This window comes from Thiomicrorhabdus hydrogeniphila (assembly GCF_054656895.1).
The window spans coordinates 272,337-284,814 of record NZ_BAAHXL010000001.1 but is presented as its reverse complement, the minus strand read 5'-3'; the positions used below and the strand labels follow the sequence as shown (position 1 = coordinate 284,814).

The following is a 12,478-nucleotide window of genomic DNA, read 5'->3' as shown; positions in this document are numbered from 1 at the left end:
TTAATTTTCACTAAGTCACTTAATATTAGGAAACCACTATGCCATTACTAGACAGCTTTACCGTTGACCACACGATTATGAATGCACCAGCCGTACGTGTTGCCAAAACAATGACTTCACCTTCTGGTGACACAATCACAGTGTTTGACTTACGTTTTAATAAGCCAAATGAAGATATGATGAGCGAAAAAGGGATTCACACTTTAGAACACTTATTTGCTGGTTTTATGCGTAACCACTTAAATGGTGACGGCGTAGAAATTATTGATATTTCACCAATGGGTTGTCGTACTGGTTTTTACATGAGCTTATTAGGTTCTCCAGCAGAAGACCGTGTAGCCACAGCTTGGTTAGCCTCAATGAAAGATGTGCTTGAAGTAAAACGCATGGAAGATATTCCAGAACTTAACGAATACCAATGCGGTACGTTTGTTATGCACTCTTTAGAAGAAGCTAAAGCGATTGCTCAAGGTATTATCGACCACGGTATTGGTGTTAACAAAAATGCTGATATCGCATTAAGTGAAGACACACTTAAATCGCTTGGTAACGAGGTTTAGAAAACAGCATGAAAATCGCTATTATTGGCGCTATGGAAGAAGAAGTTACTCTACTTCGTAGCAAGCTAGAAAATCAAACTACCGAAATTTACGCTGGTTTTGAATACTACATTGGACAAATTGCCGACAAGCAAATAGTTTTGTTACGCTCTGGTATTGGTAAAGTTAACGCCGCGATTAGCACCGCCATTCTATTGCAGGTTTTTAACCCTGATTATGTTATTAACACCGGCTCTGCGGGTGGTTTTCATACCGATTTAGAAGTCGGTGATATTGTGATTAGTAGCTCTGTTTGCCACCATGATGTTGACGTAACACCGTTTGGATATGACCTTGGACAAGTACCAGGCCTGCCAGCCTGTTTTTTGCCAGATCAAATACTTATTGATGCTGCAAAAAACAGCATTGAATCACTAAAAGAAGTGACTCATATGCATGGTTTAATTGCTACGGGTGACCGCTTTATGCATCAGCCAGAAGATGTAAACAACACACGCAAAAACTTCCCTGAAATGATTGCTTGTGAAATGGAAGCAGCGGCAGTAGCTCAAGTTTGTCATACCTTTGACAAACCGTTTGTGATTATTCGCTCTTTGTCAGATATTGCTGGTAAAGAAAACGCCAAAACCTTTGAACAATACCTAGAGCAAGCCGCCACTCACTCCGCTAAAGTCATATTAGGTATGTTAGACCGCATTTAATCTATTTAATATCTGAGATATTTGCACAAAAAAACGCCCGCAATTTATTCAAATTAGCGGGCGTTTTTATAGGTTTTTTAATTTACCTTATGCTTAGTAAAGCAATATTATCCACTGGGTATACCAGGCCTGGTAAAACTAAAAACATAAGAATGAAATCTTAATATACCAGCCTGTTATAGGTATTTAATACCTTAAGAAATATTATTATTTGTCGCTAAACGATGCAAATATTGGTTAATCATATACATGGCTTCGCCATTTTCACCTTTAAAAGCCACTAACTTCACTTGGTCTAAAATTCCACGGAACAAGCCTTCTTCCTCACGCTGTTCAGCAATAAAGTATTGCAACATATTAAAGGTGTTGTAGTCTTTTAAATCCATTGCTTTTTCAGCCAAAGCATTAATCATTTGAGTAACCTTAAGCTCATGTTCAAATGCTTTATTAATCACATCTACCAAATTTTTAAACTCCGTTGGTGGTGCATCAACACCGCCAATCACAACGGTTGCATCGCACTCAATTAAATAATCAATTAATTTGTCACGATGGGCTAACTCTTCTGGAACATGCTGTCTAAAAAAGGCTCCGGCACCAGCTAAGCCATGCGTTTCACACCATGCCGACATTTGTAGATATAGGTTTGAAGCGTACATTTCAGCGGTAACTTGCTTGTTTAAATCGGTAATCATTTCTGGTTTTAACATAAAAACTCTCCTTAACAAATGTCCTAAAAACGAGGTCATTCTGCTTTTTTAATAAGGCTTGAAATAGAAAATTTTTCAAACGTGAAATTAGAACGCTACAAAACCAAAATTAGCATTAGCGTCCAATTTAAAAACAAAAAATACGTTCAAAATTTTACAACTTAATTCTATTAAACATTGGTAAAAGTCATCATTTATTCATTTATACATCAGACCAACGTCTAAGCAGGTTGTGATAAACACCGGTAAGACGTAGTAAATCAGAATCGTCTTTGGCTTTTTCAAGCGATAAAGATTGAATAGATTGATCAAGGTCATACAACATGGTTCTGGCTTGTTCTTCTTTAATTAAACTCTGCATCCAAAAAAATGATGAGATACGCGCGCCTTCCGTTACAGGGGTAACATGGTGTAGGCTACTTGATGGATAAAGCACCATATCCCCTGCTTTTAGCTTTACTTGCTGTGCACCATATTGGTCTTCAATAACCAATTCACCCCCTGCATAATCTTCGGGTTCGGATAAAAATAGTGTGGCAGATAAGTCACTTCTAATCATTATGTTGGTACCAGGTACTTGCATAATAGCGCTATCAACATGTTCACCATAATAACCACCATCTTGATAACAGTTAAATTTTGGTGGATAAATTTTATTAGGCAAGGCGGCGGATATAAAGTCCGGATTATTGCCCAACTTTGTCAAAATATGATTTCCTAAAGAAACCGCAATATCAGAAGATTCATTAATCTGTAAATTACGTTTTACCGAACCCGACAAGGTACCTGCAGTGCTTAATCCATCTTGCCATTCAGAACTGCTATCTAAATGTTGGCGAAATTGCGCGACTTCATCTTGAGTCAGTACTTGTTCAATAATAGAAATCATCTTTTTTCCTTATTTTTAGCGTTTGTTTTGCAAGCTGTAAATGCAGTATCTGTTTAATTTAATCCAACTTTTTACACACAAAAGAATCAGAAACGATGTTCATAAAGTGCCTGTTGATTAATATCTTCAATACTGGCACAGCCCGCCATAGCCATGCAAACTTCTAACTCTTCTTGTAATAATTTAAGAAGATGGGCAACTCCCAAAGCACCAGATACTGCTAAAGCATAAACTTGTAAGCGCCCAATCAGTACGCTATTGGCGCCGAGTGCTAATGCTTTAAAAATATCTTGGCCTGAACGAATGCCACCGTCAAATAATAAAGGATAGTTTTTACCAACTGCTTTTCTTATAAGAGGTAAAACATCCAAACTCCCTGGTGCGCCATCTAGCCCTCGCCCACCGTGATTAGAAACCACAATTCCAGCAATACCCATCTCTTTTAAACTTACTGCATCCTCGGGATGCATAACCCCTTTAACGATAATTGGGAGTGTAGTTTGTGTCTGTAACCATTGCAGATCTTGCCATTGCGGTGCGTCGGCCATAATGCCTTGAAAAACCATACTGTCATCGCTAGTTAATGTCCTTTGCTCAAGGTTCAATTGATTTTGAACATTTACCGCCATCAATTCTTGTGGCATAACAAAACCCGCTTTCTTAGCCTGAATACTGGCTACTTGTATGGTTGCATCTAATGTGACTACTAAAGCAGAATAACCTGCTTGTTCAGCCCGTTTTACAAGAGCAAGCGTTGCTTCAGCTGTAGGTTGAAAATACAACTGAAACCATTTTATTTGCTCTGTTTGTTGGGCAACATCTTCTAATGTTTGGCTTGCCAGTGTGCTTAAAATAAGCGGTGTATTCATAGCTTCTGCCGCTTGTGCCGTTGCTAATTCACCTTGTGGGTGAACCAGCTTTTGATAGGCAACTGGCGCCAATAAAATAGGAGAACGCAGCGAATGGACCAGTATTTTTGTTTGGGTCGATCCTTGTGCGCAATCCTGCAAAATTCGAGGAAAGATTTGACGGTTTTTAAAACTATTTACGTTTGCTAATAACGTCAAATCTTGACCGCTACCCCCTGAAATATAGGCATAAGTAGCGGGTTGTATAAACTTTTTAGAAAGAACCTCATAATCCTGAGCACAAAATATCTCATTAGAAATGGTCTGTAACGCGGGTGATAAAGGTTCAATCGTCATTTTAGTCATCTTTAATTTGTGAAACTTTAATCATAAAAGTCTCTTTAAATGGTTATTTAAAACTCATATTCAACAGTTAATTGAACATTACGACTATCACCAAGGTAAGCAAATGAACCGCTTCTGTATGCCGCTAAATAATAAGTTTCGTCGGTAATATTACCAATATTTAAACGGGTAGATAATTTAGGCGTTACGTCATAACTCGCAAAAGCATCATAAACAGTATAGCCAGGAATTTTTACACTGTATTCGCCAGTTGTACTGTTATAACCTGCCGCGGTATCTGGCTGACCTGCATAACTTTCGCTTGAATAGGTTGCGCTTCCACCAAATGAAAACTTAGGTGTCGCTTGGTAACGTAACTGTAAAAAGGCAGAGTTATCTGCGAAATTACTTAATGTTTTACCTTCATTAGCTGGCGTATTTGATTTAAGTACCTCAGCTTCCATAAACGTTAATGCAGCTTGTGCTGAAAGTTTATCTGTTAAGTTACCACTCAAGCCAAACTCAATCCCTCTTACTTGGTTTTTGCCTGTATTAAATGTACCCACAGAATCATAATCAGCCCCTTCCATTACATCAGACTTGGTAATTTGAAAAACGGCGGCTGTTGCCAGTAGTTTTTCATTAAAGATATTCCACTTAGTACCTAATTCATAGCTTTCGGTGGTTTCTGGTTTTGCGCTTGCAACGCTACCGTCATATACCACTAAACCGCCATAACCACTGTTGGTACCCACATCTGACTCACCACCATTAATATTTGCTGCGGTGCTATAACTGGCGTAAATATTACCCTGTTCATTAATTTTATAAACCGCACCTAAGTGCCCGTTCCATAAATCATCAGAATAGCTGTATTTAGTCACCACACCACTACGTTGTATTTTGTTTGTATAATCAAAGTGATCTAATCGAATACCAGCAAAAACCGATAAAGCATCCGTTACTTCTACCGTATCCATTGCCGATAAGGATGTCGTTTTAATATTATAATCTGAGTCATAGTCACCTTTAGAAATACTGCGACCCATTACGCCGTTTAAGTTAGCAATGGTATTGCCGTTGATATCTTGTGCACAATAACTTGCTGTAGGGCCACCTCTTCCATTAACAATACAGTTAGTGACTCCGGTGTTATTAATGTCATACACCCCATTTTTTACATGCATGTCTGAAAATTCAACGCCAAAAACCATTTCGTTCTTTAAGCCACCAATCTCTTTTTCAACAAACGTATTGAGTTGGTTTACAAAATACGAAACATCTTGCCAACCTTGGTGTGTACTTAATGACTGAGTTTCATACACCCCATTAGGGTCTGTTGCATCGGTTGTTGTACCTTTCATTCCTGTCGCAACATAACCGTTACTTGTTGTACCGTAACGTGTCGAGTTTTCTACACGAACAGAGTCATTGACTTTATATTTAACACGCAATGTTCCTGTATCAACATTCGATTTTAAGAAATCTTGATCTTGTAAATAAACCGGAATATCGCCATGCGGTTCATTATCTTTAATATAGCCACCTAAATCAGGCTTATCATTCGCTTCTAAGTGATAAACATCTGCAGTAATTTGCAATTTATCACTTGGTTCATATACACTAGAAAGAGCAAAACCTTGACGTTTTCTTTCTGCTGGCGAGCGATCTGGTACTGTTTCAGAATGATCTAAAAGGTTTAAACGTACCGCAAATTCATCGTTAAACTTATGGTTAGCATCCAGTTCATAACGACGGTAATCGTCAGTACCGATACCCCCTTTTATTTTAGTAAAATCATATTCAGTACTCGCTTGTTTGGTTACGCTATTGATTGCCCCACCCGTTGAACCTCTACCTGCAAATGTTGAACTTGGCCCTTTAGTCACTTCAACTTGTTCAGTGGCAAAACTTTCACGAATGGTCATCCCTGGATCTTTTAAACCATCAACAAACACATCACTGCGTGCTTCATGACCACGAATAATATAACGATCACCAAATGCATTACCGTTTTCACCGGTACCAATGGTAATACCTGGTTGTGCTTGTAAAATTTCTTTTAGGTCTGTTTTACCAGACTCATCGATTTGAGTTTTGGTTAAAACCGTAATGGTTTGTGGTGTTTCAGCTAATGGTTTTACATGACGGCTATCACCCGAAAATTTAGCTTTATAAGGCGCACCAGGTTCTGCGTAGGGATTTGTATCAATTGTACGTTCTTCAATTTGTAAAGTATCCAAATTAATAACATCGTCTTGAGCAAAAGCGCCTGTTGTTAAAATAGATGAAATACTTAACGCTAAAACGCTTTTACCACTTGGCATTTTGCCTGATTTTTCTGTGCGCAAACTCTTAGGCTTAAGCACCTGTCTTTTTACTAAATTAGTCATATTGTCCCCTTAACTTTATAACTTATTGGTTATTAATGAGTATTCGACCGGTATCGCTATCGTCAACGAATCCCGTCCAAACGATTTTGGTATTGGAGGTAATGGATTAGCCTTTTGCAACATATCTAATGCGGCTTGATCTAATTTGGCATTACCCGATGATTTTTTAATTTTAGAATGGGTAATATTCCCATCTTTGGTAAAGGTAAACTGCACCTCAACCGTACCTTGCTGTTTCGCTTTTTTAAGCTCAACAGGGTATTCTTTATGCTGATTTAACCAATGCGTTAATTCTGCAAAATAGCTTTTTACATTGCCTGTTTTACTCCCTGAACGACGGTCACTTTTTGACCCTGTCGCCTTGTTCATTTGTGGCAATGATTTTGTTTTTTGTGCCACAGATTGCTCTGCGGGTTGTTCTGTCTTTTGCACTTTTTGTGTTGTTGTAGGTTCAACAGGCTGAGTTTCTATAGCAACTTCATCTTTAGTCAGCTTTTGATTTGGCTCTGCCTGTTCAGCAACTTCAATCGCCTTTTTGGGTTTATTAGTCAACTTGCTTATTTTAGGAACTGGCTGAGTAACGCTTTTAGTTATCACCTTTTTTTCAATCTGTTGCTTTGGCTTAACCTTGGGTTTTGGTTTAACTTCAGCCTTTTTTACCTTCTCTTTTTTTACTACAACTTTTTTAACTGGTTTTTTTACAGGTTCTTCAACCGCTTTTTTTTCAACCTTTGGTTTTGGTGGGTGCAAAATTTCTTGGTAACTGCCCTGCATACCCAAGCCCACTTTAATCCCACCTTTACCTTCATCTTCAGCCATATTAGGTACTTTGTTTTCTGGCATTTTATAAATAGCGTAAACACCCGCTATATGTAAAACTAAGGCTGTAAATAAAGCGATAACGAATGTACGTGACATTATTCAGAATCCTGTAATTGGCTATACAGCAATATGTTTTTTACTCCTTGCTCACGCAAAGCTTGTAATACTGGGTGTAATGTTTTTGCAGTGGTGTTTTGATCTGCTTTAATAACCACTTGTTCCAATGGCTTATCACCCACAACCAACTCTGCCAACCTAATTGGCTTGTCATTAAGCAAAATCTCTTGCTGTGCATTAATTTGAATTACCCAATTATCTCTATCTAAAGGCGTTTCACTTGAACTGCTTGGTGGCGTAATTTCTTGTGTATCTGTTGCACTGATTTGCCCAGCAACCATAAAAAATATCAACAATAAAAAGACAATGTTAATTAGAGGAATTAAGCTGTCTTCCGCGTTAGGACGGCGGCGCTCAAAAAGCTTTAAATCCATTATTTATTTCCCTCTGCCGAATCTTCTTGATAAGGGTCTCCTAGTGAGACTTCGCTCAATCCAATCTCACGTAATTTTTCAATAACAGAAATCATTAATTGCAACTTAACTTCAGGAGCAGGTAAAAGTAGCACTGGGCGCGTACTCTCTAAATCGCCCCATACATTTGTCGATAATTCTAAAAATGACACCGACTGGTCTGCTTTGTGTAGCGGATATACCAGTCCTTCAGTTGTTAACACAATAAATTGTGGCAATGTAGGTGTTGATGTTTGTACTTCACTTACAGGGCTATCAATCTGAATGGTTTTCCACTGTTCAAAACTGGATGTCAGCATAAAAAACATCAACATAATAAAAACAACATCAATCAGTGCTGTTAGACCAATCCGGCGTCTTCTAGGGACATAAGCAATAACGGAGTTCATTAAACGTTTTCCATGCTGGCTGATTTTTTATGCGCCATCTTGCTAGAAAAATGTGTTGATATACGGGCTAAATCATCCTGAATCGCTAGAGTTTCACGCTCAACTTTACGTTCAAAATAGCTATGAACCATAGACACAGGAATGGCAACAGCAAGTCCTACCGCCGTGGTTAATAAGGCTTGCCAAATACCACCCGATAAAATGGCTGGATTCACATTTTTACCTGCCGCCTCCATTGCCTGAAAAGCCTCAATCATGCCCAAAACCGTACCAAACAACCCAAGTAACGGCGCAATGGTAGCAATGACTTCTAAAGGTCTTAAATAGTCATCCAGTTTTGCAATACTTTGCCGTGCACTGCGTGCCAGCTCTTGTTTAATATCAGCAACGGACATGGACTGCTTTTCAAATAAATCAACTGCTTGCGAAATCAGTTTTGCACGTGGATTTACCTGCCCTTTACTCATGAGTTTGGCCTGACTGATCTCTGATTTTTCAACCAGACTAATCAGTTCACTCGGTTCAGCGCCTTTCACTTTTCGCATACGAAAAAACTGCCACAGCTTTAATAAAGCCAAGGTGGTAGCCACAACAGAAAAGCCAATCAAAATAAGAACAACAGGCCCGCCAAAGTTTAAAAATGCGAATAAATCCTGAATCATAAAAAAACCTCAAGTAATAACGTTACTGATAATGATTCGCATTCTACACACTAAAAAAAGGAAAAGCTACTCATTTTCAAATAATAACGATTATCATTAATCAAAGTATTTTATTTATAAATTAAATAATTTTATAAGGGAGAGATAAAAGGTGATTGAGGATGCGACCTAACAAAAAGGTAATAAAATAAAGATAAATAGAATCATTTATAGAAACCTTTGCACGAGTGAAAGCAGAGATTAAGTTAGATTAGGTTAAATTAAGCCTATTTAGAGTGAATTAACGTCTTTACTTTATTCGTGCATTTAGCGTTTACACAAAAAGCCGTTATTTCATTAAATTAGCGGGCATTTTTATCGTTTGTTTTGATTTTACCAGGCCTGGTAAATTAGCAAACCTTTCCAAATAACAATGGTTTAACAACCGTATTTATCGCTAAATCCTGAAAGGATTCTCTTTAAATAGACTATTCAATATAAACACAATAATGTATTAAAAGCCTTATATTTAGGACTAAATTTCTATATTACAAACCCATTAAACAATTCTATTACGTAACAAAAATAAACCCAATAAATCACGCCATAACAATGCTAGTATATTCACGTAATGAAAATAAAAAAACCTTATAAAACAAAGGTTTTATAAGGTTTTTCCTCCGGGGTATTGCTCTAATACCCTCTCTTTCCTAGGTTTTAATTTTATTTAAAAACCTAGGGTTTTTTAATTTACCAGGCCTGGTTAAACGTCTTCCCAACCACCCCAAAACATCCAACCGACATACTTCATTTTTTTCATTTCACAATCTAACCCTTCGTAAGAACGTTCCCAGTCAAGAATTGGACCAAAGAAAAAAGACATCATTCGCTGAAAGAAATTCATATGCAAAGCACTTCTACGTGAAATATCTAAGCAGCTTTCATAACGCTCTGTACCACTGTCATTATAAGAAAGACAACGTGACATGCTTGAATTTGCCTTATTGGTACTAGCAATACAGGTGCCTTTATATCCAACGTAAAAGCTGTCATCCAATACAACATTTGAAAGAGAGGAAACAAAAAAATTACTACAAGACTTTACAGAAAACGAGCCTGAACAACGATAGTCACTCTTTGCTGAGGAAGGGGATATTTCATACTTTCTAAAGGTGCTTTGGTCTTGTTCATAAGCAATTTTTTCATCTGATGAACTCCAGGGCATAAAAGCCGTCATCATATCCTTCATTGCAGAAAACATACCACCCGTTTTATATAAAGGATCTTCGCCATCATCAATTGCTAACGGTTTATGTTCTAAAATTTTAGAAAAAGCACTATCACTATAACCTTTTGAATAAAAAATAAAAAAATCGCTCGTATCAGGTTCACGCCCTATCCAACCATCATCAAATTGAGCCCAAGGGTATTTGGTTGAGTTTACATTACTGGATTTTGAAGCCGTATAACCATAGTTGCAATAATTTTTGCGTTCATCAGACCCTTTAACGGCAATCAAAGCCGCTTCTGATAACGGAATTGGGCTTAAATCTGCTGCCGTTAAATCCATATCTAAACACGCGGTATAACGATTTTTACAATAACAACTAGAATCTGCATTTTGATCAGAATCAGACAAACCATATATCGCTTTACCTTGCGGGGTAAAACTGTAAAAACTTGAAGTACTCCAAAGCTGAACGGCAACGGCACTAAAATCCTCAGGCGTTTGTGCGGCTTTTGGATTACTTGCATTACTACCTAAAGGTTTAAAATCGCCATTTGCATCCAAATTACCAAACGTAATTTTTTTAAAAAGATTAGCTGCATGATTATCGGTTGAGTTTGCATACATATTGACTTCCGTAAGCAAACTGTCAACAACAGTATTGGTTTGGTCAACACTCATTGTGCCGGCATCAATACCCGCTTTGGTTATGGCTAACTCTGAACGCAAGGCCACATTAGCGACTGTGCGCGCATAATTATCTAATTCGCGATCAAGTAGTTTGGCATTACCATATTGCAGAACTTGATTAAATCCAAACAACCCAAGTCCAATAGCCGCAGCACCCAAAATAGTCACGGATCCACGTTGTTTATATATATTGTTTACTAATTTCATCATCGTTCAGCCATCGTATTAAGCAATTTTAAGTTGTTCATTGCTTTGCTATTTAATGGGTCTTTTTGCAAGGCCTGTTTAAAATAGGTTTTGGCTTTGGCATATTTTTGCTGCAACATAGATGAAAAGCCCAAGTTGTTTAATCCACTCACTTGAACAACCACATTATCTGAATTTAACCAGGCCTGGTAAATTGAATTTGCAAGCAAAAATTGATTTTGCATCAAGGCTAAACGTGCTAATTGCGCTTCATCTTTAGTGGTTTTATTCGTTGATTTATTCACTTGCTGCCAGGCAACTAATGCCAAATCAGGCTTATTTTGAGCTTCATAAACTTGACCTAATAAACGATAAGTACGGTTGTCGTTGTGATCGATTTTTCTGAGTTTTTGTAATAAACCTTCAGCACGATCATAACGCTGACGTTTGATTTCTAAGCGTGCTAAATCCATGGCAAACTCATATTCATCTTTATCATCTAAATCTGTTGCCAAAGGTTTTGATTGCGGTTGTTGATAAGCTTGTTTTTGCATGTCGGCTAATTTAGAGGGGGTTTGTGAACACCCCCCTAAGAAGGCAATAGCTAAACCACTTAATAATATGGTTAATTTATTTTTTAAATTCATTTTAAAATCCTCGACCCATCATGACCATTCGTTCACTCACCAGCAAAATCAAATAGGGCACCATTAAAAAAGGCATAATCACCACAGCCATTTTGGCTGAGGTTTTGGCTGCCTTTTCTTCTAAAAACTGCTCTCTTTCTTCATACATTCGTCGAGAAAAACCATTAAGTGCTTCACTTATTGAACTCCCTAACTTTTCATTCTGAATCAATACTTGCACTAAATTTTGAATATCCTTGGTAGGGTTTCTCTGTGCAAACTGACGCAACGCATCAGTACGAGCTACCCCTATTTGAATTTGCTCTAAAAGATACTCAAACTCATAAGAAATTTCTGGATGAACCTCTTTAAGTTCTTGAGAAACACGTTTAATGGCAACCAAATAACTTAAACCAGCATTCATACAGACGTTACACATATCTAAAAAGTCGGGTAAATTGGTACTGACCTGCTCCAAACGTTTTTTTCCTAAATAAATCAATACTTTTTCAGGTAATAAAATCATAATAATAACGGCTAAAATAGCCCATTCTAAACTAACCGAAAACCAGCTCCATAAGGCTAACATGCCTAAAATAGTCATCAGCAAGACACTGTATTTAATAAAAAAATAACCACCTATATTTTTGTCATTACGAAATCCAGCACTGACTAATTGCTGTTGTGTTTTAGCGAGTTCTTTTGCGCTTTTAGGGGCGAATGCTTTACCCAAAGTACACCACCAGCAATTTGAAAAACTTTGTTTTTCTATGCTGTATTTATTGTTCAACCCAACTCTAGACTTTAGGTGTTCAATTTCAATTTGCTTGGCTTGTAAATTCATCACTCGCTTCACCAATAACCAAACGGAAAAAAATGATAAAGAACCAACAATTAATAACAATATTGCGATATTCATT

At 37.5% G+C, this 12,478-nt stretch carries 13 protein-coding genes; 2 read left to right on the top strand and 11 right to left on the bottom strand.

What is annotated here, in order from left to right; genetic code table 11:
- Nucleotides 1-38: 38 nt before the first annotated feature.
- Both luxS and mtnN read left to right on the top strand, forming a co-directional pair.
- Nucleotides 39-560 (top strand): S-ribosylhomocysteine lyase, encoded by a 522-nt coding sequence (gene luxS / locus ACYQ0E_RS01205; RefSeq protein ID WP_460186440.1) that lies wholly within the window; start codon nt 39-41, stop codon nt 558-560.
- Between the two features lie 8 nt (nt 561-568).
- Nucleotides 569-1,261, top strand: coding sequence for a 5'-methylthioadenosine/S-adenosylhomocysteine nucleosidase (gene mtnN / locus ACYQ0E_RS01200; RefSeq protein WP_460186439.1), 693 nt, complete (start codon nt 569-571; stop codon nt 1,259-1,261).
- A 194-nt stretch (nt 1,262-1,455) separates the two neighbouring features.
- Here the strand turns inward: mtnN and ACYQ0E_RS01195 are convergent, their stop codons facing one another.
- From ACYQ0E_RS01195 to ACYQ0E_RS01145, 11 genes are all read right to left on the bottom strand, one after another.
- A complete protein-coding gene (locus tag ACYQ0E_RS01195) occupies nt 1,456-1,971 on the bottom strand; it encodes a ferritin (protein WP_460186438.1) in 516 nt (171 codons plus the stop codon).
- Between the two features lie 202 nt (nt 1,972-2,173).
- Entirely contained in the window at nt 2,174-2,860 is a 687-nt protein-coding gene (locus ACYQ0E_RS01190) for a Fe2+-dependent dioxygenase (RefSeq protein ID WP_460186437.1), read from the bottom strand.
- Between the two features lie 86 nt (nt 2,861-2,946).
- Complete coding sequence (locus tag ACYQ0E_RS01185; RefSeq protein ID WP_460186436.1) at nt 2,947-4,065, bottom strand: alpha-hydroxy acid oxidase; 1,119 nt, start codon at nt 4,063-4,065, stop codon at nt 2,947-2,949.
- Nucleotides 4,066-4,121: 56 nt separating this feature from the next.
- A complete protein-coding gene (locus ACYQ0E_RS01180; RefSeq protein ID WP_460186435.1) occupies nt 4,122-6,446 on the bottom strand; it encodes a TonB-dependent receptor in 2,325 nt (774 codons plus the stop codon).
- Nucleotides 6,447-6,461: 15 nt separating this feature from the next.
- The gene (locus ACYQ0E_RS01175; RefSeq protein WP_460186434.1) at nt 6,462-7,364 is read right to left on the bottom strand and encodes an energy transducer TonB family protein; all 903 of its coding nucleotides are present in this window, start codon (nt 7,362-7,364) and stop codon (nt 6,462-6,464) included.
- A complete protein-coding gene (locus ACYQ0E_RS01170; protein WP_460186433.1) occupies nt 7,364-7,759 on the bottom strand; it encodes an ExbD/TolR family protein in 396 nt (131 codons plus the stop codon). Before ACYQ0E_RS01170 ends, ACYQ0E_RS01175 begins: the two co-directional genes overlap by 1 nt.
- Nucleotides 7,759-8,187 (bottom strand): ExbD/TolR family protein, encoded by a 429-nt coding sequence (locus tag ACYQ0E_RS01165; RefSeq protein ID WP_460186432.1) that lies wholly within the window; start codon nt 8,185-8,187, stop codon nt 7,759-7,761. Before ACYQ0E_RS01165 ends, ACYQ0E_RS01170 begins: the two co-directional genes overlap by 1 nt.
- A complete protein-coding gene (locus tag ACYQ0E_RS01160; protein WP_460186431.1) occupies nt 8,187-8,849 on the bottom strand; it encodes a MotA/TolQ/ExbB proton channel family protein in 663 nt (220 codons plus the stop codon). The genes ACYQ0E_RS01165 and ACYQ0E_RS01160 overlap by 1 nt, the downstream gene beginning before the upstream one ends.
- 742 nt (nt 8,850-9,591) lie before the next feature.
- Nucleotides 9,592-10,956 (bottom strand): hypothetical protein, encoded by a 1,365-nt coding sequence (locus tag ACYQ0E_RS01155; protein WP_460186430.1) that lies wholly within the window; start codon nt 10,954-10,956, stop codon nt 9,592-9,594.
- Nucleotides 10,953-11,579 (bottom strand): tetratricopeptide repeat protein, encoded by a 627-nt coding sequence (locus ACYQ0E_RS01150; RefSeq protein ID WP_460186429.1) that lies wholly within the window; start codon nt 11,577-11,579, stop codon nt 10,953-10,955. The genes ACYQ0E_RS01155 and ACYQ0E_RS01150 overlap by 4 nt, the downstream gene beginning before the upstream one ends.
- A 1-nt stretch (nt 11,580) precedes the next feature.
- On the bottom strand, nt 11,581-12,477 hold the full coding sequence (locus ACYQ0E_RS01145; RefSeq protein WP_460186428.1) for a type II secretion system F family protein: 897 nt from the start codon (nt 12,475-12,477) through the stop codon (nt 11,581-11,583).
- Nucleotide 12,478 lies beyond the last annotated feature (1 nt).

What these genes read in the sequence shown, in the direction of transcription:
- ACYQ0E_RS01170 (WP_460186433.1), bottom strand. Translation starts at nt 7,759, where the DNA reads ATGGATTTAAAGCTTTTTGAGCGCCGCCGTCCTAACGCGGAAGACAGC.
- mtnN (WP_460186439.1), top strand. Translation starts at nt 569, where the DNA reads ATGAAAATCGCTATTATTGGCGCTATGGAAGAAGAAGTTACTCTACTT.
- ACYQ0E_RS01185 (WP_460186436.1), bottom strand. Translation starts at nt 4,065, where the DNA reads ATGACGATTGAACCTTTATCACCCGCGTTACAGACCATTTCTAATGAG.
- ACYQ0E_RS01165 (WP_460186432.1), bottom strand. Translation starts at nt 8,187, where the DNA reads ATGAACTCCGTTATTGCTTATGTCCCTAGAAGACGCCGGATTGGTCTA.
- ACYQ0E_RS01175 (WP_460186434.1), bottom strand. Translation starts at nt 7,364, where the DNA reads ATGTCACGTACATTCGTTATCGCTTTATTTACAGCCTTAGTTTTACAT.
- ACYQ0E_RS01145 (WP_460186428.1), bottom strand. Translation starts at nt 12,477, where the DNA reads ATGAATATCGCAATATTGTTATTAATTGTTGGTTCTTTATCATTTTTT.
- luxS (WP_460186440.1), top strand. Translation starts at nt 39, where the DNA reads ATGCCATTACTAGACAGCTTTACCGTTGACCACACGATTATGAATGCA.
- ACYQ0E_RS01180 (WP_460186435.1), bottom strand. Translation starts at nt 6,446, where the DNA reads ATGACTAATTTAGTAAAAAGACAGGTGCTTAAGCCTAAGAGTTTGCGC.
- ACYQ0E_RS01195 (WP_460186438.1), bottom strand. Translation starts at nt 1,971, where the DNA reads ATGTTAAAACCAGAAATGATTACCGATTTAAACAAGCAAGTTACCGCT.
- ACYQ0E_RS01150 (WP_460186429.1), bottom strand. Translation starts at nt 11,579, where the DNA reads ATGAATTTAAAAAATAAATTAACCATATTATTAAGTGGTTTAGCTATT.
- ACYQ0E_RS01160 (WP_460186431.1), bottom strand. Translation starts at nt 8,849, where the DNA reads ATGATTCAGGATTTATTCGCATTTTTAAACTTTGGCGGGCCTGTTGTT.
- ACYQ0E_RS01155 (WP_460186430.1), bottom strand. Translation starts at nt 10,956, where the DNA reads ATGATGAAATTAGTAAACAATATATATAAACAACGTGGATCCGTGACT.
- ACYQ0E_RS01190 (WP_460186437.1), bottom strand. Translation starts at nt 2,860, where the DNA reads ATGATTTCTATTATTGAACAAGTACTGACTCAAGATGAAGTCGCGCAA.